Below are 19,004 nucleotides of genomic sequence, written 5' to 3'. Positions count from 1 at the left end.
CGACCCGGCGGCGGTCAATCCGCCAGTGCCGCACGGAAGCGGGCGCGCCAGCCTAGGCCCGCTTCCGTCCCTGCGCGGGGCTTGTATTCGGCCCCGACAGGGGCCGTCCAGCCGAGCGTCTTCAAGGCCTTCAGCACGAACAGGAGATCCACCTCCCCTTCGTCCGGTTCGCCGCGATCCGGCACCGAGGCGATCTGGACATGGCCGATCATCGGCAGCAGCGCGCGGAGGCGCCGCGTCAGGTCGCCCTCCATGATCTGCACGTGATAGGCGTCGAACATCAGCTTCAGATTCGGCCGGCCGACCGCCTCGATGACCGTCATAGCCTCGTCCGTCCGGCCGATGTGATAGGCCGGCGCGTCGTAGTGGTTCAGCGGCTCGATGAGGATGGTGATCCCGGCTGAGGCAGCGGCGTCACAGGCGTAGGTGAGGTTCGCCCGATAGGTTGCGGCGGCGTCCGGCCCTGCGGCGAACCCGGCCATCACGTGCACGTTGGCGGCCCCGATAACAAGGGCGTAGGCGAGCGCGCGATCGATCTCCTCTCGCGCCTCCGCCTCCCGGCCGGGGAGCGCCGAAAGGCCGTTCTCGCCCGGGCGTCCACGCCGGGTGTTGAGGCCGAGCATGGGCAGACCGGTCTCGGCGAGCGCCGCCTTCACGTCTTCGGCGGGCACCTCGTAGGGCCAGTGGCATTCCACCGCGTCGAAGCCAGCGGCGGCAGCCGCCCGAATGGCGTCCGGGAGCGGCCGATCGGTGAAGAGAAAGCCCAGGTTGGCGGAGAACAGCATTCAGTCCCACTCCACATCGTATTTGGTCACCACGCGGGCGACCTCGTCGGCCGACAGGGTCCGGTGACCGGTCCCGCGCAAGAGAAGCGCGAGTCTGGCCGTCTCTTCCAATTCTTCCATGGCGTAGACGGCGGCCTCAAGTTCCTTTCCGGCGACCACCGGCCCATGGTGTGCCAGCATGACGGCCGAGCGCCGCCCGGCGAGGCCGCGCACCGCGTCCCCCATGGCCGGATCGCCCGGGACGAAGAAGGGCAGCAGCCGCACCTTCCCGAGCCGCATGATGGCATAGGGCGTCAGCGGCGGAATGAACTGGTCCGGATCGGCGTCCGGCAGCATGGACAGCGCCACCGAATGGGTGGAGTGGATGTGCACCACCGCCCCGGTCTTCGTGCGGGTCTCGTAGAAGGCCGCGTGCAGCGGCATTTCCTTGGTGGGCGGATCGCCGTCGACATGTCGCCCGGCGGCATCGAACCGGCTGAGCCGCGCGGGATCCAGCCGGCCGAAGCTCGCGCCGGTCGGCGTCACCAGGAGCCCGCCGTCCTCGGTGCGCACCGAGATGTTGCCGGACGCGCCGCCCGTGAGACCGCGGGCGAAAAGCGACGCGGCCCAGAAGCAGATGTCCTCGCGCAGCTTGGCGTCGCTCATGCCGCCCCCTCGGTCATCATGGCGGCCGTCTTGGCAAAGAAATCCGGCGCGCCGAAATTGCCCGACTTCAGGGCGAGGAGCAGGTCCGGCCCGGCCCGAACGATCGGCACGCCGGGATCGATTTCCGGGCCGATGCGGAGCTGGTCGAGGCCGAGGCCTTCCACCACGGCACCGGAGGTCTCCCCGCCTGCCGTGATCAGCCGCCGCACGCCGCCGGCGACGAGCGCCCGGGCGGCCTCGGCGAACAGCGCCTCCATGCGCCCCGCGATGATCTCGCGGCCGTAGCGCTCCTGCGCCGCCAGCACCGTCGCCGGATCGGCGGACGAATAGGCGAGCGGCAATCCCGGATTGGCCGCCACCCAGGCGGCGATGTCCGCAGCGGTCACCGCGCCGGCCATCACCGCCTCGGCGGTGATCTCGAACTGCGGGTGACCGGCCTCCCGGTGCCGACGGACCTGCTCGCGGGTCGCGGTCGAGCAGGAGCCGGACAGCGCGGCGGCCGGTCCCGCCTCGCCGCGCCAGCCGGAAAGGCCGCCGGCGAGTTCGCCCCGCGCGGCGAAACTCGCCGGCAGGCCCATGGCGATGCCCGACCCGCCGGTGATCAGACGGTGATCGGCGGCAGCGGCGCCAAGCGCCATCAGGTCGGCGTCCCGCATGGCGTCGGCGACCATCAGCCGATGCCCGGCCGCCATTTCCCGCGCCACTGCCTCGCGGATCGCCGCCGGCCCGGCGAGCACGTCGGCCGCGCCGACGAGGCCGACGCTGCCGCGGGTCTGCAGGCCGAGCCAACGCCGGATGTCCGGATCGGTCATGGGCGTAAGCGGATGGTGCTCCATGCCGCTCTCGTTCAGGAGCCGGTCCCGCACGAACAGATGACCCTGGTAGACGGAGCGCCCGGCTGTCGGAAACGCCGGGCAGACGATCACCCGGTCCGCATTGAGCGCATCGGCCAAGGCTTCGGCGACCGGCCCGATGTTGCCCTCCGGGGTGGAATCGAAGGTGGAGCAGTATTTGAACAGGAATTGCCGGCAGCCCTGGGCGCGCAGCCAGTCCAATGCGGCGAGCGACAGGGACACCGCTTCGGCGACCGGGATCGACCGCGACTTCAAGGCGATGACGCCCGCTTCCACGTCCGGCGCCGCCGGCCCGCGCGGCACGCCCACATACTGGACCGTGTGCATGCCGGCCTTGGTCAGCGTGTTGCCGAGGTCCGAGCTCCCGGTGAAGTCGTCGCCGATACAGCCGAGTAGCATCAGGGCTCTCCTGGCAGCTTGAGCCTGCCTTCGCGTGCATAGATCTTGGTGACAGCCGCATCGTCCTCGGCCCCGAACCCGGCCTCCGCGGCGGCGCGGAAGCGCGCGAGCGCCGTCTCGGTCATGGGCACCGGCAGGCCGGCACGGGCGGCGATCTCGGCCACGATGCCGAGGTCCTTCGGCCAGATCCCCACGGCGGAGCGGGGCGCGTAGTCGCCGTCCACCACGTGCGGTGCGCGGTTCTCGAACATCCAGGATGTGCCGGCCGACCCGGAGATCACCTTCACGACGCGGCCGAGCTCCAGCCCCTGCGAGACGGCGAACGCGAGGGCCTCGCCCATCGCGGCGATGTGCACGCCCGCGAGCAGCTGGTTGACCGCCTTCATCGCCGAACCGGTTCCGGCCACGTCGCCGAGGCGATGCACCGTCTCGGCGATGGCGGCGAGGGCCGGTTCGGCGGCCGCAAACGCGGCCGGACTGCCGGACGCCATGACGGACAGGCGGCCTTCCGCGGCGCGGGCCGCACCGCCGGAAATGGGCGCATCGAGGTAATGCAGACCGGCGCCTTCCACTTGGTCCGCCATCCGCCGCGCGAAGTCCGGCGCAACGGTGGTGGATCCGATGATTACCGCACCAGGCTTCAGGCGCGAGACCCAGCCCTGGGCACCGAAGAGCACCGCCTCGACCTGCGCCGCGTTCAGGACGACGACCACCAGCGTGTCGATGTCCGCCGACACCACCGTGGCGGTGCCGTCCCGCCCGCCGGCGGCAACGAGCCGGGAGACGCGGTCCCGGTTCACGTCTGCTCCGTAGACTGTGTGGCCGGCGCTCAGGAGCGAGAGTGCAATCCCGTGCCCCATGGAGCCGAGACCCGCGACAGCCATGACCCGATGCGACATGTCCTCAATTCCCCAACAGGAGTTCGACGGGCCAGAGCGCAAGCGAACGAACCGGGTACCGACCTGCCGAACGTCCTCGGACCAGGATTCTGTGATGCGGACTTCAGGTCCGTGCGACGTGCCCCTTCACCAGGTCGGCGAAGGTGCGATCGACGTCAAAGCCGAGCGAGACCGCGCGCGGCGTGGCGATGGAGCCGGGCCAGGTCAGCACGATGGCCTCGATCGCCGGATCCGGCTCGTGCTGAATGAGCGCGACCGCATCGTCGCCCGCGACCGCGCGAAGTCCCTCGATCATGTCCGCGACCGACAGGCTGAGGCCAGGCAGGGTGATGGTGGTCTCGCCTCCCAGCGACGCCTGCACGAGGGCGGCTGCCCGCAGGATCGAGCCCAGCGCGGCTTCCGGCGAGGCAAGATGGAGCCGGGTCTCCGTCCCAACGGGCAGCCGGGCCGGAACGCCGGCAAGCGGTTCGCGGATGATGCCGCTGACGAAACTGGACGCCGCCCGGTTCGGCGCGCCCGGCCTCACCGCGATGGTCGGGAAGCGGATCGACCGGCCTCGCACGATCCCGCGCCGGCTGGCATCGCGCACCAGAATCTCGCCCATCAGCTTCTGGGCGCCGTAGGACGAGCGCGGCACCGGAACGTCGTCGTCTGTGAGCGCACCGTTGCCCGGGGCCGAGAAGACGGCGACGGACGACGTGAAGACGAAGACGGGCGGTTCCGCAAACCGGCGGCAGGCCTGCACGAGGCGGACGAGCCCGGCGAGGTTCACCTCGATGCCGAGATCATAGTCCGCCTCCGCGGCCGAACTCACCACCGAAGCCAGATGGATGACGAGGCCCGGCTGTGCCGCCTCGATCGCCGCGATCGTCGCAGCATCCCCGTAGGGGCCCGCCAGCGGCCGGACGCGATCATCAGCCGCCTTCAGACCTTCCAGCGCCGCTTGATCGAGGTCTGCCGCCAAGATCGTGTCGATAGGCTGGTCCACCCCATCGATCTGGAGCGTCGTTCGCGCGGCCAATTCGGCCATGACCAAGCGGCCGATGAATCCGGTCGCCCCTGTGACGAGAATCTGCATCAACCTTCCCCCGTGCTTGTCGTTTTCTACAGTATGTGACAGCGCTGTCAATCTGGATTTCCATACAGAACCCGAAAAATCGCACCATATTGGAGATGAGACAGACTTCTTAGCTCAGGTTATGGTAGCGCTGTCACCATGGGCGTTGCGATTACAGACAGCCTGTGCCCGTATTGATCGCCATCAGGCGGGGTGTAAGGTTGTTCGGGCGATGACCTGGGCCATGACCTTGGCGGTGCTCGGAGAGGGTAGTTTGGCGCTGGACGACGCATCCACATTTTCGGGTCGGCCGCGGCCGACCTTGCGGGACCTCGCCAGGGAAGCCGGCGTGAGCGAGATCACCGCGTCCCGCGCGCTGCGCGGCGAAGCCCACGTCCTCCCAGAGACCACCGCCCGCGTTCAGGAGGCGGCGCGCAAGCTGGGTTATGTGCGCAACCGGCTTGCCGGTTCGCTGGCCGGCGGGCCGTCCAACCAGGTCGGCGTCGTCCTTCCGTCTCTTGCCAACGTGGTCTTTCCGGATGTGCTGAAAGGCCTTGAAGAGGTGCTCGAGGAGGCCGGTTTCCACCCGGTCCTCGGCATCTCCAACTATGACCCGGACCGGGAGGAGCACCTGCTCGAGGCGCTGCTGGCGTGGCGCCCCGCCGCCATCGTGCTCGCCAGCGCCGGACTGTCCGAGCGTGGCATTGCGCTCCTGCGCTCCGCCAACCTGCCCGTCGTCGAGATCATGGATGTGGACGTCGAGCCGATCGATATGGCGGTCGGCATCTCCCAGACCGCCAGCGGCCGTGCGATGGCCTACTACCTGAGTGGCCGGGGCTACCGTCGCTTCGCCTACGTCGGCCACGACATCGCCCGCGACCGGCGGGCCGGCCGGCGCTTCGAGGGATTTCGGTCGGCGCTTGCCGAGTGCGGCCACGCGCTCGCCGGCGAGATGATCCTCCAGGAGCCCTCTTCGGTCACCCTCGGCCGCACCGGAACCGAGCGCTTGCTCGCGGCGATGCCGGAGCGTCCGGATGTGATCTACTATTCCAACGACGATCTGGCAGTCGGGGGCATGTACCACTGCATCGGGACCGGGTTGTCGGTTCCGGCGGACGTGGCGCTCGCCGGGTTCAACGGCCTGGAGATCGGTCAGGCTCTGCCTGTCCCGCTCACCACCATCAGTTCCGGCCGTCACGAGATCGGCCGGCGCGCGGCCGACCAGATCTTGCGCCGCCTGAGAGGCGAGACCGTCGAGCGGAAGGTGGATGTGGGCTTCACGCTCCTTGCCGGCGCCTCCGCCTGACGACGCGACGAGAACGCCGCGGCGTCCCTCCCCCGCCGTCGCGGTGTTTCGGGGGCAGCCGTCAGCCGTGCATCGTCCGGGTTCGAGCGGTCGTTCCTAGTCCCGCTTTGGCCAATAGGTGCCGAAACACCACAGGTTGCCTTCCGGATCGCGGCAGAGGAATTCCCGGCTGCCGTGGTCGCGATCGACGAGCCCCTCCTCGATGGTGACGCCAGAACGGACGACCCGGTCATGCAGTGCATCGACATCGTCCACGGCCACATAGACCGCCTTGCCGCCATCCTGGCCCGGTCTGCCGACGAGCGCGCCATAAGCGTCATCCCGCACGGTGCCGAGCATGATCATCGATGATCCATAGGCCAGCTCGGCATGGGCGACCGGGCCGTCTTCCGGGTACCGAGCATGGACGGTGAAGCCCACGGTCTCGCACAGCCAAGCCATGACCGAGGCAGCGTCCCGGTAGCGGAAGGTGGGATAGATTCTGGGAGACTCGGGCATCTCGCTTCTCCAGGGTCTTGGGACCACGGCGGTCCGGAGCGTTCTTCGACCAGATTGGACGCCTTGGCCGATGGAGAAACGCTCCGGCGTGTTCAGCCTCGCGTCGTTTCGTGTCGACCTGACGACCAAGGCTGTCGAACTGGCTCGGAACGGCAGTTAAGCGACGACGCGGCACAAGTATGATGATCGCCCGGACCAGTGGTGCTGGCAATGTCCGGCGTGCGAGCAACCGGTCGGGTTCGCGGCGATCTACGAGCGGTTAAGAATGTCGGTGCGGGCACCCCAAGACATCACGTACATCTCCATGAGGCGGGCCTTGTGGCATCGTTGCCATCAGGGACTGGTACAGCCCGCGGGTTCTGTCCTGGCGGCTATCCAACACAATGGGTGGTGACTTTCGCACAAGGGCCTTGGAAGATGCGATAATCAGGTTTAGGCATTCTTTCGAGCGCGCTCAGATTACGTAGCGCGCACCGAACCTATTCTTCTCGCCCTTCGGGAAACCCAATGGCGGACCGCCAACGGACCGGCCGCGTGTTCATGGCTCTCGATCCAGGCCCGATCGCCGGTCCAGCCTCGGACACCCGCCTTGCCCGCCAGTTCAGCGCGATCACGGATCAGCCGAACGTACGGCTGCCCGGCCAGCGCCGCGCCGCCGCACACATCCGGACCGCCGCCGCGGGCGTCGACATTCCGGTGCGGCGAAGAACGATCCCGATGAAACGACCAGACAACTCAGCCTGATCGGGGGGCGCAGGTCACTCCGGAGGCTGCCGGTCACGCCTTGCCGTAGCCGCCGGCGGTCGGCGTCACCACGATGATGGCCTCGCCAGGTTCCAGCCGGGTCTGGCCGCAGCCGCCGAGATCCTCCACCGACCCGTCCAGGCGGCGGACGAGATTGGTGCCGCATTGGCCCGCCTCGCCGCCCGCCATGCCGAATGGACGGACGCGTCGGTGACCGGAGAGGACGGCGCAGTCCATGGTCTCCAGGAAGCGGATGGTGCGTCGTGTGCCGTCACCCGCCTTGTGCCGCCCCTTGCCGCCCGAGCCGGGGCGGATCTCGAAGGACTCCAGCAGCACCGGGAAGCGCGTCTCCAGGATCTCCGGATCCGTGAGGCGGGAATTGGTCATGTGGACATGAACGGCGTCGGCGCCGTCCCAGTGCGGTCCCGCGGGCGAACCGGAGCAGATCGTCTCGTAGTACTGGTAACGATCGTTGCCGAATGTGAGATTGTTCATGGTGCCCTGGCTGCAGGCCATCGCGCCGAGCGCCCCGAAGAGCGCGTTGGTGACGGCCTGGCTGACCTCCACGTTGCCGGCGACCACCGCCGCGGGGAAGCATGGCGAAAGCATGGTCCCCTCGGGGACCACGATCCTCACCGGTCGCAGGCAGCCGGCATTCATGGGGATGTCGTCGTCGACCATGACGCGGAACACGTAGAGCACCGCCGCGCGCGTGACCGGGGCCGGGGCGTTGAAGTTGTCGGCGCGCTCCGGGCTCGTCCCGGTGAAGTCGACGGTTGCCTCCCGGGCAGCCTTGTCGACGGTGATCGCCACGCGGATCCGGCAGCCCTGGTCCATCTCCAGCTCGAACGTGCCGTCCGAAAGGCGATCCAGCAGGCGGCGCACGCTTTCGGCCGCGTTGTCCTGGACGTGTCCCATGTAGGCTTCTACCACGTCGAGACCGAAATGGGTGATCATCCGTCGGATCTCGGCGACGCCCTTCTCGTTGGCCGCGATCTGTGCCTTCAGGTCGTTGACGTTCTGCACCACGTCGCGCACCGGATAATGCCCGCCGGTCAGCAGGTCGACGAGCGCGCGCTCGCGGAAGTGTCCGCGGTCGACGAGCTTGAAGTTGTCGATGTAGACGCCCTCCTCCTCGATGCGGGTGGCGAGCGGCGACATGGACCCCGGCGCGATGCCGCCGACGTCGGCGTGGTGGCCACGGCTCGCGACCCAGAACAGGATCGCCTCGCCGGCCTCGTCGAAGACCGGCGTGCAAACCGTGATGTCGGGGAGATGCGTGCCGCCGTTGTAGGGGGCGTTGAGGGCGAACACGTCGCCCGGATGGATCTCCGGGTTCTGGACGATTACCGTTTCCACGGACTTGTCCATCGATCCGAGATGGACCGGCATGTGGGGGGCGTTGGCGACGAGCGCGCCTGTCCGGTCGAACACGGCGCAGGAGAAGTCGAGCCGCTCCTTGATGTTCACCGAATAGGCGGTGTTTTGCAGCGTGACGCCCATCTGTTCGGCGATCGACATGAAAAGGCTGTTGAAGATCTCGAGCATCACCGGGTCCGCCTCGGTCCCGACCGCCTTCGACCGGGTCATGGCGCCCACCCGGTCGAGCACGAGGTGATCCTTGCCGGTCAGCTTCGCCCGCCAGCCCTCCTCGACCACGATAGTCTGGTTGGCTTCGATGACGATCGCAGGCCCCGCAACCACATGGCCCGGTGCCATCGCCTCGCGCCGGACCACCGGCGCTTCATGCCAGGCGCCGCGGCTGAAGAACCGTGTGCGGGCGGCTGGGACCGGCTCTCCGGAGGCGGTCTCGGGGCGCTCCATTTCGACGAAAGCGGCGCCGCCGCCGATCGTCTCCACCGACACCGACTCGACGACCAGCGGCTTGTCGTGGTCGACGAAACCGAACCGGGCCTTGTGGGCTTCGAGGAAGGCTTCGCGCATCGCCGGGCGATGGTCGGTCCGGGTTCCGTCGCCCGAAACGGTGTAGGCCGGCGCCTCGATTGTCGTATCGGTGCCTTGGTAGCGAATGTAGGCCCGGACGTGGGTGGTGAGGAGACCCGCCGCGACACCCTGGGCTTCCACCTCCGCCCGGCAGACTGCTCCCAGCCGCTCCCCGATCGCCTCGATCGCCGGTCCGGCGGTCTCCAGCGTTTCGCCGCAGGCCTGAACGCGGCCTGCACGAATGTCGGCGAGGCCCATGCCGTAGGCGGACAGGAGCCCGGACATGGGGTGGATCAGCACCCGGGCCATGCCAAGCGCGTCCGCGACGAGGCAGGCGTGCTGGCCGCCCGCTCCTCCGAAGCAGTTCAGCGCATAGGCCGTGACGTCGAAGCCGCGCTGGACCGAGATATGTTTGATCGCCTCCGCCATGTTGGCGATCGCGATCTCGATGAACCCGTCCGCCACCTCCTCGGGACTGCGTCCGTCGCCGACCGCCGCAGCCAGCGCCGCGAAACCGGTCCGCACCGCTTCGGCGTCGAGTGGTTCGTTCCGTGCCGGGCCGAAGATGGCGGGGAAGAAGTCCGGCAGCAGCTTGCCGACCATGACGTTCGCGTCGGTGACGGCCAGCGGTCCACCGCGGCGGTAGCAGGACGGTCCCGGATCGGCCCCGGCGGAATCGGGACCGACCTTGAATCGCGAACCATCGAAGTGCAGGACCGAACCGCCGCCCGCGGCAACCGTATTGATCAGCATCATCGGCGATCGGATGCGCACGCCGGCGACTTCCGTGTCAAACGCCCGCTCGAAGCTGCCGGCATAGTGGGCGACGTCGGTGGAGGTCCCGCCCATGTCGAAGCCGATGACTTCGCGAAACCCCGCCGACCGGCCGGTCTCCGCCAGCCCGACGACGCCGCCGGCGGGGCCCGAGAGCACCGCGTCCTTGCCGCGGAAGAGGTTGGCGGCGGTGAGCCCGCCCGACGACATCATGAACATCAGTCGGATCCCCGACCGGGGCACGTCCAGTTCGTCGGCGACCTGCCGGACGTAGCGGGCGAGGATCGGCGAGAGATAGGCATCGACGACCGTGGTGTCGCCCCGGCCGACGAGCTTGATCAAGGGCGAGACCCGATGGCCGACCGAGACCTGCGCGAAGCCGAGATCATCCGCGATTTCGGCAAGTGCGGCTTCGTGCGCCGGTTGGCGGTAGCCGTGCATGAGGCTGATCGCGACCGACGCGTATCCGGCGTCGCGGGCCGCTTCCAGGTCGCGCCGTGCGGCCGCCAGATCGAGCGGCCGTTCGATCGTGCCGTCGGCCCGGATCCGCTCGTCGACCTCGATCACACGGCCGTAGAGCGCGTCGGGCTTGCCAATCGCCTTGGCGAAGATGTCCGGACGGTCCTGGTAGCCGATCGCGAGGGCATCGCCGAAGCCCTTGGTGGTGACGAGGACCGTCGGCTCGCCCTTGCGTTCGAGCAGCGCGTTGGTGGCGACCGTGGTGCCCATGCGCACCTCGCCGACGAGGCCCGACGGGATCGGCTCGCGCGGACCGAGTCCGAGGTGGCCGCGGATACCGGCGACCGCCGCGTCGGAGTAGGCGCCTGGGTTCTCGGACAGGAGCTTCGAAGCATGCAGGCGGCCGTTGGGATCGCGACCGATCACGTCGGTGAAGGTGCCGCCGCGGTCGATCCAGAAGTCCCAGCGAGGTCCGGCCATTCTTATCTCCTATGTAAAATGTGCTGACAATATGACAATAAAACGCCGTCAAATTGTTGACAATACGGATCAGTGATGGAACCTTGAAGCGGTCGCGGTTACGCGAAATGCCACCCGATGGAGATTGTAGATGTCGAACGTGATTTCAGCCGTCGCCGCCGCAGTTCTGGCTCTCACCGTTAGTGGCGCGGCCGCCGCCGACGCGGTGTGGGACATGCCGACCCCCTACCCCGATGGCAACTTCCACACCATCAACAACCGTCAGTTCGTCGACGAGGTCGCCGCTGCGACCGAGGGACGGCTGAAGATCACCCTCCACTCCAACGCCTCGCTGATGAAGGCGCCGGAGATCAAGCGCGGGGTGCAGTCGGGATCGGTGCAGATCGGCGAGGTGCTGGTCTCGTCGCTCGGCAACGAGGATCCGGTGTTTGCCTTCGACGCCATTCCCGGCCTCGCCACCAGTTACGATAACGCGCAGAAGCTCTGGTCAGTCGCCAAGCCCTACGTCAGCGCGCGACTGGACGCGCAGGGCATGGTGCTGCTCTATTCGGTCGCCTGGCCGCCGCAAGGCATCTACGCCAAGAAGGCGATCGGGTCGCTCGGCGACCTCGCCGGCACCAAGTTCCGCGCCTACAATCCCGCAACGGCCCGTTTTGCCGAACTGCTCGGCGCCTCCCCGGTGACTGTCCAGCAGGCCGAAGTGCCGCAGGCGTTCCGCGCCGGTCTCGCCGACGCCATGATCACATCCGGCGCGACCGGGGTCGACACCCAGGCGTGGGACTACCTGACCCACTACTACGATACGCAGGCCTTCCTGCCGCAGAACATCGTCTTTGCCAGCAAGGCCGCCTTCGACACCCTGTCCGAGGCTGACCGCACGGCCGTGATGGCCGCCGCCGCAGCCGCCGAGGCGCGTGGCTGGGCCAAGTCCGAGGAACTCAACGACGGCTTCAAGAAGACCATGGCCGAGAAGGGCATCACGGTCGGACCGCCGACCGCGGCCATGACGCAGGAGCTCGCCAAGATCGGCGAGACCATGGCGGCCGAGTGGGCTGAAAAAGCCGGCCCCGACGGCAAGGCCATCATCGACGCCTATCGCCAGTGATCGCCGGATGGCCGCCGCCGCGCGCGACGGCTGTCCGCCCCGCCGTGTCCCGCCATACGTCGGAGGCCTGTTCGTGAAGAGCCCGCTTCAACCCCTCTATACGGCCATGGAGATTCTCTCCGGCCTGGCCCTGATCGCTATGGTCGGCATCATCGTGACCGATGTCTCGCTCCGCGTCTCTGGGGGGCAGGTTCCGGCTGCGGACGACGTCTCGGGCTATGGCCTCGTCGCCGTCCTGTTCCTCGGTCTGGCCCCCGCCTATCGGCGTGGCGAGCACATCCGGGTCGGACTGATGGTCGATCGACTGAAGGGTCGCGTCCGGCACGGTCTGGAGGTCCTGCTCCTCGCGCTCGGCTTCACGGCGGTCGCCTGGGCAACCTTCTGGTGCGGCCGGCTTGTCTGGGACAGCTGGCGTTTTCACGACGTCGCGCAGGGTCTGATCGCCATTCCCTTGTGGATCCCGCAGCTCGCTATGCCTCTCGGTCTGGGCACCTTCGCGATCGCACTGCTGGAGGATCTTATCGGCATGCTTCGGGGCGCGACACCCTCCTACCTCGTCCATGCGGCGGCTTCGGCCGAGGACGCGCTCACTTTCGAACGCTGAAGGGTTCTCCATGGATCCGGCCACCGTCGCGACCATCCTTGCGCTCTGCCTGTTCGGCTTCTTGGCCGGCGGCCTGTGGATCGGCGCGGCCCTCGCCGCGGTCGGGTGGGTCGCCATCGAGTTCTTCACCACCCGTCCGGCCGGTCTCATGTTCAGCCAGACCGTCTGGGGCGCCACCAATTCCTGGTCGCTGACCGCACTGCCCATGTTCATCCTCATGGGCGAGATCCTATTCCGCTCCCGGCTTGCCGAGGACATGTTCAAAGGGCTCGCCCCCTGGATGCAGCGCCTGCCGGGCCGGCTTCTGCACACCAACGTCTATGGCTGCGGCATCTTCGCGGCGATCTCAGGCTCCTCGGCGGCGACCGCCGCCACGATCGGCAAGATGACCATCCCGGAACTGCGCCGACGTGGCTACGACGACTTCATGGTCGTCGGCTCGCTCGCCGGATCTGGCACGCTCGGGCTCCTGATCCCGCCCTCGATCATCATGATTGTCTATGGCGTCGCCGCGCAGGTCTCGATCGCCAGGTTGTTCATCGCCGGGGTTGTGCCTGGCATCCTGCTGATGGTGATCTTCTCCGGCATCGTCATGCTCTATGCGCTCTGGGCGCCGAAGCGGATCCCGCCTGCCGATCCGCCGATGACCTTCATCGAGAAGATGTCCGCCTCCCGTCGCCTGATCCCGACGGTTCTGCTGATCGTCCTGGTGCTCGGCTCGATCTACGGCGGCTATGCGACACCGACCGAATCGGCCGTGCTCGGCGTCGTCGGGTCGCTTGTCCTGGCGGCGGCCACCGGCGGTCTGACGCGCGAGACCTTTTGGCAGAGCGTGACCGGGGCGGTCAGGACCTCCTGCATGATTGGGCTCATCCTGACCGGCGCCGCCTTCATGTCGACCGCGATGGGACTGACCGGACTGCCCCGCCTGTTCGCGGACTGGATCTCCCACATGGAACTCTCCCAGTTCGCCCTGATCGCGGCCGTGACCGTCGTCTTCATCATCATGGGATGCTTTGTCGACGGGATCTCGATGGTCGTTCTCACCACCTCGGTGATCCTCCCGGCCGTTCAGGCAGCCGGCATCGATCTGCTCTGGTTCGGCATCTTCATCGTCCTCGTCGTGGAGATGGCGCAGATCACGCCCCCTGTCGGCTTCAATCTTTTCGTTCTGCAATCCCTGACGAAGCGGAGCATGGGCTACGTGGCTGTCGCCTCCCTGCCGTTCTTCGCCGGCATGGTCGCGGTTGTCGTCCTGGTGACCGTGGCTCCCGAGATCGTCACTTGGCTACCCGACCGAATGCTGGGGGCGAAATGACCGGCGACCCTGATGAGCCCTCCTGGAACAAGGCCGATCTCGGCCCGATCGTCTCGTCTGGCCACCTCGCGGCCGGCGGGATGCCTGCCCTGTCCGAGATCGAGTTCGCGATGGTCATGTACACCCATGCCTTCCAGCGCTGGGTCGTGCGGTGCATGGCGGCGTCGGGCGTGCCAGACCTGTCGGTCCTCGACGTGATCGTTCTCCACAACGTCAACCACCGCAACAAGCCGAAGACGCTGTCGGACATCTGCCTCGTCCTCAACATCGAGGACACGCATACGGTCGCCTATGCGCTGAAGAAGCTGGAACGGATGAAGCTTGTGAAGGGCGGGCGCCGTGGCAAAGAGAAGGTGGCCGCGATCACGCCTGCCGGCGAAGTCGCGTGCCGGCGCTACGCGGAGGTCCGCGAGTCCCTCCTCGTCGACAGCGTCCTGTCGACTGGATTGGAAGGACAGATGCTATCCGATCTTGCCCGCCGGATCCGGACGCTGTCGGGCCACTACGATCAGGCCGCCCGCGCGGCCGCTTCGCTCTGACCGCTGGCGGGACCCACTCCTCGACAATCGATTTTCCGTGTATCGAATGCCGACGACCCCTGTCCTGATTGCTGATCCATACATGGATCCTGGCCATCTGCCCGTGTGCAGATGACCCGCGGACTGACAAACCAGCCGCTCACGCCGGCCGCGCGTAGGCAAGGAACGGATTGTCCTCGGTGAGGCGCTTCAAGGTGGCCTCGTCAACGCCGGCTTGGCGAAGCAGCGGCATCATAACGTCGGACAGATGCGTGTAGGGGCGCTGGTTGCCGCCGCCGGGCTTGGCTGGATCGTACCAGCCGACGTCGTGGCTGATCAGAAGGTTGTCGGCGTGGCCGGCGTCAAGGGCGCGCAGAATCAAGGCCTTGACCTCCTCGTCGGGATCGCGGGAGACGTGGTCGTATTCGATCCACGCGCCGCGGGCGACGGCCGCGTCGTGGAAGCCGAGGTCGGTCTCCTTCTGAGTGTGGATCCAGATGAAGCGGTTCGCCGTGTAGCCCTCGTCCTCGATGATGTCCATCTGCTGCAGCGCGACGCGGCCGCGCATGGTGTGGCTCCCGATCACGGCGCCGGTGCGGGCGGCAGCGCGGGCAGCGGCGCGCAGGATGCGCTCCTCCAGCGGAGAGATCGCGTCGTCGCCGGCGCTGAGCTTGATCCAGCCGGCGCGGAAATCCGCCTCGTCGAACCGTTCGGTGAGCTCGCGAACCATCCAGGCCTCGAGGGTGGCATCGTCGGCGGTGCGGACGAAGGGCGTGACCCAGGGTTCGCGGTAGCTACCGGTCGGAACGACGACCGGAACGCCGGTCGCCAAGGAAACCGCAAGGTCGACGTCGGCGCGGCGGCCGACGCCCGTCGGGGTGCATTCCACGAAGGCGGTGATGCCGCGCGCCTTGATCTCCTCGAACCGGTGGGAGATGGCGGCCACCACGTCGGCCGGATCGGCCTCGCCGTAGCCGGGTTGGTCCGGGGTGCGGAAGTCGACGAAGATGTGCTCGTGCGGCAGGATCATGCCGAGGTCGGATCGGCGGAGCAGGCCCATGGTGGTGTAGAGGAAGCGCTCTGCAGGCGGGTGTTCGGTCATCGTGGATCTCCTCGGTCTGGCGTGGAGGCCCTGGCCGCGGCCGGGGGTGAAGGATCAGGACGGCCCGGCGGGGGCCGGGTGTCCGGTCATGGCGCGTCGTCTCATGGCGCAACGTCTCCGGCGGGCCGGGGCGGCGGCGCGAAGCCAGGGACGCGGAGAACCCGCTCGTCGGCGGCCAGGATGGCGTCGATCGATGCCTCGACGGCGGCGAGATCCTCCGTGGCGCCGATCGCCCGGCCGGCCATCCGGTCGAAGCAGCCGGCGGCGATCGCGATGGCGAGGCGCGCGGCGCGCTCGGGCGGGACGTGGTCGCCGGTGCGAAGCCGCTCCACGACGCCGGGCATGTATCGCGCGGCGGCGGGCGAGTCCGCCTGGTATTGGGTGAGGTCGGTCTTGACCAAGCCGGGGTCCATTGCGAGGCAGACGACGCCGGTGCCCTCCAGCGAGGCCGCGAGGCATTCGGTGAAGCGGAGCGTGCCGGTCTTGGAGATGGAATAGCCGGAGCCGTAGGGCATCGGCCGCACGGTGCCGCCGCCGATCATGGTGACGATCCGGCCGCGGCCACGCGCGAGCATCGACGGCAACACCGCGCGGGAGCAGTGGAAGACCGACTTCAGATTGATCTCGATGTCCGACCACCATGCGTCGGGATCGACCTCCCAGAGCGGACCGATGGCCGCGAACGCGCCCGCATTGTTGATCAGCGTGTCGACGGGGCCGAGGTCCGCGGCGATCGCGGCGAAGATCCGCTCGACGTCGGCGCGGTCGGAAACGTCCCCGGCGAAAGCAGCGGCGGTGCCGCCGGTTGACGTGATGTCGGCGGCCACGGCGTCAAGCGCCTCCGGGTTGCGCGCGACCACTGCGACTGTCGCGCCGGCGGCGGCCTGCCCGGCGGCGATGGCGCGGCCGATGCCGCGGCTCGCGCCGGTGACCACCGAAACCGTTCCCTGCAGCATCTCGTCCTCCTTGGCATCGCGCCGGCCGGACCGGCACCGCTCCTCCTGCCGTGATCGCACGCGAGCGCCCGGCCGCCAACCGTCCAGCCGCGCACGGGCAGCCTTCGGGGTCAGGCGGCGCGCGCGGGCAGCAGCGTCCGACCGTCGGACCCGAACAGCAGCGCCTTTGCGGGCCCGAAAAGCCGACGCTCGGGTCGTCGAAAAATTCCGGTATTGATATTAAAGGGTAATCAACGCGAGAGTACTTCTGACGTTCGCCAACTATCGAGGACGGTCGGACGATTTTCGCACCTCGCGTCGCTCTGTGACCGACTCAACCGGCCGCGTTAAGGATCCTCACCACCACGTATCGCAATCTCGCCGCCAAGGACGCCTGGGGCATGAGGAATGCTCCGATGTCTCGAACGACGGTCTCGAAATCACCCGGGTCGTGGGCGACATCTCCGACGAAAGCCCTCCACTGTCGCTGCTTCTGTGCATCCTCGGCAAAGGTCGGTGTCAGCGCATCCGGCAGGTCGCGAGGTTTCGCCGTCGCGCGCCGTGTGAAGGTGGCGGCAATCGCTCGCGGCAACCTGTCATCGTCGAAGGTGAAGCACCGGCTGAGTATCCAGATCTCGTATAAGTCCTTCATCCGACTGTTGGCCCGCCCGAGTGCCACCATCGCCTGGAATTTCTCGGCAATGACGGTCTCTCGCGCATAATCCCGCAGTCGGGGCGTGGGAAAGTCCAACATGGACGGATAGTCCAGTTCTTCGGCACCAGGTTCCAGCGCATCGCCAAAGCCAATGTCTTTCGTCAGGCTGATCCGCGCGCCGCTGATCGAGGCCGTCGCCCGAAGCCTGAGCCCGCCAGAGTCCAGTTCCTCTCGGATGCGGTCGACGCGAAGGGCGTCAGCGTCGAACTAGACGCCATCGTCGACGTCCTGCGCCAGGATCTCCCGAAATGTCGCCAGCATCGGCTCGGGGCTCGCTTCGCCAATACCTAGCAGGTCAAGGTCGCGGGGTGCCACGGTGCTGGGAGGTGGGTTCAGCCACGATATGAAAGCTCAATTTAGCAAGTCTATCATCCGAGACTTTGCACCAGCATTCCGGCCCCTTGCGCAGCTACATCTGTCGCCATTCAATTGGCATGCAACTCGCTTATGCGGAATCAGCGCCGGCTATACGCCGCAACAGCATCATCCGACGCCGCTGGTCGCCCGTTTGTGGCAAATTGGCCGCAGTATTATGCGGCGCTCTGGCTATTTTCTTGCATGGTGGCGACCACAGGGCGCGTTCCGACACCCTGAAACTGAAACACCGGACGCCTCCAAGGTCTATCGGAGAGGATCCGGCGCGGGACGGGTTGCGGACCGACAGCGATGAACACCCGCTTTCTGGAAACCTTTCTCTGGGTGGCGCGGCTGAGGAGTTTTTCGGCGGCGGCCGAGCGGCTCAACACCACCCAGGCATCGGTCTCGAACCGGATCGCGACGCTGGAGCGCGATCTTGGCGTCCGGCTGTTCGACCGCGATCCACGGACGGTGCGCCTCAGTTCCGACGGCGAGAAGGCGCTCGCCCGGGCGGAGGCGATCGTCCGCCTCACCCACGAGTTTCGCGAACAGATCGGGGACGGTCACGCGTTGCGGGGGGCGATCTCGATCGGGACCATCGATACGGTGGTCTACACGTGGCTGCCCGCCCTGCTTCACCGGCTCAAGGACCGCTATCCAGCCGTCAGCCTGGATCTCGGCGTCGACACCAGCCTGGCCGTTGCCCGGCAACTCGGCGAGCGACAGATCGACCTCGCGCTGATCGTCGGCCCTGTTCACGGACCGGACCTGATCAACCTCGAGCTGATGCAACTCGACTACGGCTGGTTCGCGGCGCCGGTCCTGGCGCAAACCGGCACTCGATTGGAACTCGCTGATCTCCTGGCCCAGCCGCTGATCGGATATTCGAAGGGCTCCCAACCCTATCACGCCATCATCCGGCTGTTGACGACGGCGGGGATCGAGCCGGACCAGGTGCGCATCTACAACACCAATTCGCTGGCCACGATCATCCGCCTCGCAGTCAGCGGCGCCGGCATCGCCGCCGTTCCACGGGCCGTCGTGCGCGATCCGGTGCTGCGCGGCGAACTGGTCGAACTCGACGTCGCCGCCGAACTCGCGCCGATGCCGCTCCATGCCGTCTATGTCCAGCGACCCGACAATCCGCTGCCGGCGGCAATCGCCGCCATGGCCGCGGATGTGGCCGTCACGTTCGCGGCCTCCGGTCCGGACGGCCAGCCGATCGGCTGAAGGCGACCGTCTCCTGCTCAGTTCGGAGGCGGCCGCGGCGTCCGGCTCGGCCAGACAGGAATACGATCAGTTTTCCTTATCGCTTCGCATAGAAATTTGGTGTTTGCCGAACACCAAATACATCTATTGTATTTCTGAAGCAAACGGCGGGTCGACAAGGCCTTGTTGAAGACAAGCCACGCGGCTGCACCATCATCTTTGCTCGCGTTAGTTATGACTTTTTCTTTCTGTCCATGAAGGCGCCAGTGCATGCCTTGTAAAACGACATCATGATTG

At 67.4% G+C, this 19,004-nt stretch carries 15 protein-coding genes and 1 pseudogene; 6 read left to right on the top strand and 10 right to left on the bottom strand.

Going from position 1 to position 19,004, the window contains the following annotated elements; all coding sequences use genetic code 11:
* Nucleotides 1–14 precede the first annotated feature (14 nt).
* The 5 genes from BUQ68_RS10795 to denD all read right to left on the bottom strand — a co-directional run bounded on the left by BUQ68_RS10795 (nucleotide 15) and on the right by denD (nucleotide 4,660).
* Nucleotides 15–785 (bottom strand): hydroxypyruvate isomerase family protein, encoded by a 771-nt coding sequence (locus BUQ68_RS10795; protein ID WP_075215967.1) that lies wholly within the window; start codon nucleotides 783–785, stop codon nucleotides 15–17.
* The gene (gene otnC / locus BUQ68_RS10790) at nucleotides 786–1,430 is read right to left on the bottom strand and encodes a 3-oxo-tetronate 4-phosphate decarboxylase (protein WP_075215966.1); all 645 of its coding nucleotides are present in this window, start codon (nucleotides 1,428–1,430) and stop codon (nucleotides 786–788) included.
* Nucleotides 1,427–2,683 carry a 3-oxo-tetronate kinase gene (gene otnK, locus BUQ68_RS10785; RefSeq protein ID WP_075215965.1) on the bottom strand — a complete coding sequence of 419 codons (1,257 nt, stop codon included), beginning with the start codon at nucleotides 2,681–2,683 and terminating at the stop codon, nucleotides 1,427–1,429. Before otnK ends, otnC begins: the two co-directional genes overlap by 4 nt.
* On the bottom strand, nucleotides 2,683–3,582 hold the full coding sequence (gene ltnD, locus BUQ68_RS10780; RefSeq protein ID WP_075215964.1) for an L-threonate dehydrogenase: 900 nt from the start codon (nucleotides 3,580–3,582) through the stop codon (nucleotides 2,683–2,685). Before ltnD ends, otnK begins: the two co-directional genes overlap by 1 nt.
* 103 nt (nucleotides 3,583–3,685) lie before the next feature.
* Entirely contained in the window at nucleotides 3,686–4,660 is a 975-nt protein-coding gene (denD, locus tag BUQ68_RS10775) for a D-erythronate dehydrogenase (protein WP_075215963.1), read from the bottom strand.
* 235 nt (nucleotides 4,661–4,895) lie between these two features.
* On the opposite strand from denD, the gene BUQ68_RS10770 reads away from it, so the two are divergent.
* Nucleotides 4,896–5,945, top strand: coding sequence for a LacI family DNA-binding transcriptional regulator (locus tag BUQ68_RS10770; RefSeq protein WP_425349523.1), 1,050 nt, complete (start codon nucleotides 4,896–4,898; stop codon nucleotides 5,943–5,945).
* Between the two features lie 96 nt (nucleotides 5,946–6,041).
* Here the strand turns inward: BUQ68_RS10770 and BUQ68_RS10765 are convergent, their stop codons facing one another.
* Together BUQ68_RS10765 and BUQ68_RS10755 are read right to left on the bottom strand one after the other, a co-directional pair.
* Nucleotides 6,042–6,443, bottom strand: a complete 402-nt coding sequence (locus tag BUQ68_RS10765) for a VOC family protein (protein WP_075215962.1) — start codon at nucleotides 6,441–6,443, stop codon at nucleotides 6,042–6,044.
* Nucleotides 6,444–7,220: 777 nt separating this feature from the next.
* Nucleotides 7,221–10,844, bottom strand: coding sequence for a hydantoinase B/oxoprolinase family protein (locus tag BUQ68_RS10755; RefSeq protein WP_075215960.1), 3,624 nt, complete (start codon nucleotides 10,842–10,844; stop codon nucleotides 7,221–7,223).
* A gap of 130 nt (nucleotides 10,845–10,974) precedes the next feature.
* Here BUQ68_RS10755 and BUQ68_RS10750 point away from each other — a divergent pair, with 130 nt between their 5' ends.
* The 4 genes from BUQ68_RS10750 to BUQ68_RS10735 all read left to right on the top strand — a co-directional run bounded on the left by BUQ68_RS10750 (nucleotide 10,975) and on the right by BUQ68_RS10735 (nucleotide 14,410).
* Nucleotides 10,975–11,949, top strand: coding sequence for a TRAP transporter substrate-binding protein (locus tag BUQ68_RS10750; RefSeq protein WP_075215959.1), 975 nt, complete (start codon nucleotides 10,975–10,977; stop codon nucleotides 11,947–11,949).
* A 73-nt stretch (nucleotides 11,950–12,022) separates the two neighbouring features.
* On the top strand, nucleotides 12,023–12,553 hold the full coding sequence (locus BUQ68_RS10745) for a TRAP transporter small permease (RefSeq protein WP_175577784.1): 531 nt from the start codon (nucleotides 12,023–12,025) through the stop codon (nucleotides 12,551–12,553).
* Between the two features lie 10 nt (nucleotides 12,554–12,563).
* Entirely contained in the window at nucleotides 12,564–13,871 is a 1,308-nt protein-coding gene (locus BUQ68_RS10740; RefSeq protein WP_075215958.1) for a TRAP transporter large permease, read from the top strand.
* The gene (locus BUQ68_RS10735) at nucleotides 13,868–14,410 is read left to right on the top strand and encodes a winged helix DNA-binding protein (protein WP_075215957.1); all 543 of its coding nucleotides are present in this window, start codon (nucleotides 13,868–13,870) and stop codon (nucleotides 14,408–14,410) included. Before BUQ68_RS10740 ends, BUQ68_RS10735 begins: the two co-directional genes overlap by 4 nt.
* A 139-nt stretch (nucleotides 14,411–14,549) precedes the next feature.
* Here BUQ68_RS10735 and BUQ68_RS10730 read toward each other — a convergent pair whose 3' ends face one another.
* The 3 genes and pseudogenes from BUQ68_RS10730 to BUQ68_RS10720 all read right to left on the bottom strand — a co-directional run.
* Complete coding sequence (locus tag BUQ68_RS10730) at nucleotides 14,550–15,491, bottom strand: phosphotriesterase family protein (protein WP_075215956.1); 942 nt, start codon at nucleotides 15,489–15,491, stop codon at nucleotides 14,550–14,552.
* Nucleotides 15,492–15,592: 101 nt separating this feature from the next.
* Nucleotides 15,593–16,447 (bottom strand): SDR family NAD(P)-dependent oxidoreductase, encoded by an 855-nt coding sequence (locus BUQ68_RS10725; protein ID WP_075215955.1) that lies wholly within the window; start codon nucleotides 16,445–16,447, stop codon nucleotides 15,593–15,595.
* Between the two features lie 313 nt (nucleotides 16,448–16,760).
* Nucleotides 16,761–17,450 (bottom strand): annotated as a pseudogene (locus BUQ68_RS10720) (nucleotidyl transferase AbiEii/AbiGii toxin family protein); the annotation flags it as partial.
* Between the two features lie 357 nt (nucleotides 17,451–17,807).
* On the opposite strand from BUQ68_RS10720, the gene BUQ68_RS10715 reads away from it, so the two are divergent.
* Nucleotides 17,808–18,728 (top strand): LysR family transcriptional regulator, encoded by a 921-nt coding sequence (locus tag BUQ68_RS10715; RefSeq protein WP_075215954.1) that lies wholly within the window; start codon nucleotides 17,808–17,810, stop codon nucleotides 18,726–18,728.
* Nucleotides 18,729–19,004: the final 276 nt, after the last annotated feature.

It is taken from the genome of Mongoliimonas terrestris (assembly GCF_001927285.1).
GTDB lineage: Bacteria > Pseudomonadota > Alphaproteobacteria > Rhizobiales > Pleomorphomonadaceae > Chthonobacter > Chthonobacter terrestris.
This window is presented reverse-complemented; position numbering and strand designations above follow the sequence as displayed.

What these genes read in the sequence shown, in the direction of transcription:
- BUQ68_RS10725 (WP_075215955.1), bottom strand. Translation starts at nt 16,447, where the DNA reads ATGCTGCAGGGAACGGTTTCGGTGGTCACCGGCGCGAGCCGCGGCATC.
- BUQ68_RS10730 (WP_075215956.1), bottom strand. Translation starts at nt 15,491, where the DNA reads ATGACCGAACACCCGCCTGCAGAGCGCTTCCTCTACACCACCATGGGC.
- otnC (WP_075215966.1), bottom strand. Translation starts at nt 1,430, where the DNA reads ATGAGCGACGCCAAGCTGCGCGAGGACATCTGCTTCTGGGCCGCGTCG.
- otnK (WP_075215965.1), bottom strand. Translation starts at nt 2,683, where the DNA reads ATGCTACTCGGCTGTATCGGCGACGACTTCACCGGGAGCTCGGACCTC.
- denD (WP_075215963.1), bottom strand. Translation starts at nt 4,660, where the DNA reads ATGCAGATTCTCGTCACAGGGGCGACCGGATTCATCGGCCGCTTGGTC.
- BUQ68_RS10735 (WP_075215957.1), top strand. Translation starts at nt 13,868, where the DNA reads ATGACCGGCGACCCTGATGAGCCCTCCTGGAACAAGGCCGATCTCGGC.
- BUQ68_RS10795 (WP_075215967.1), bottom strand. Translation starts at nt 785, where the DNA reads ATGCTGTTCTCCGCCAACCTGGGCTTTCTCTTCACCGATCGGCCGCTC.
- BUQ68_RS10755 (WP_075215960.1), bottom strand. Translation starts at nt 10,844, where the DNA reads ATGGCCGGACCTCGCTGGGACTTCTGGATCGACCGCGGCGGCACCTTC.
- BUQ68_RS10715 (WP_075215954.1), top strand. Translation starts at nt 17,808, where the DNA reads ATGAACACCCGCTTTCTGGAAACCTTTCTCTGGGTGGCGCGGCTGAGG.
- ltnD (WP_075215964.1), bottom strand. Translation starts at nt 3,582, where the DNA reads ATGTCGCATCGGGTCATGGCTGTCGCGGGTCTCGGCTCCATGGGGCAC.
- BUQ68_RS10740 (WP_075215958.1), top strand. Translation starts at nt 12,564, where the DNA reads ATGGATCCGGCCACCGTCGCGACCATCCTTGCGCTCTGCCTGTTCGGC.
- BUQ68_RS10765 (WP_075215962.1), bottom strand. Translation starts at nt 6,443, where the DNA reads ATGCCCGAGTCTCCCAGAATCTATCCCACCTTCCGCTACCGGGACGCT.
- BUQ68_RS10750 (WP_075215959.1), top strand. Translation starts at nt 10,975, where the DNA reads ATGTCGAACGTGATTTCAGCCGTCGCCGCCGCAGTTCTGGCTCTCACC.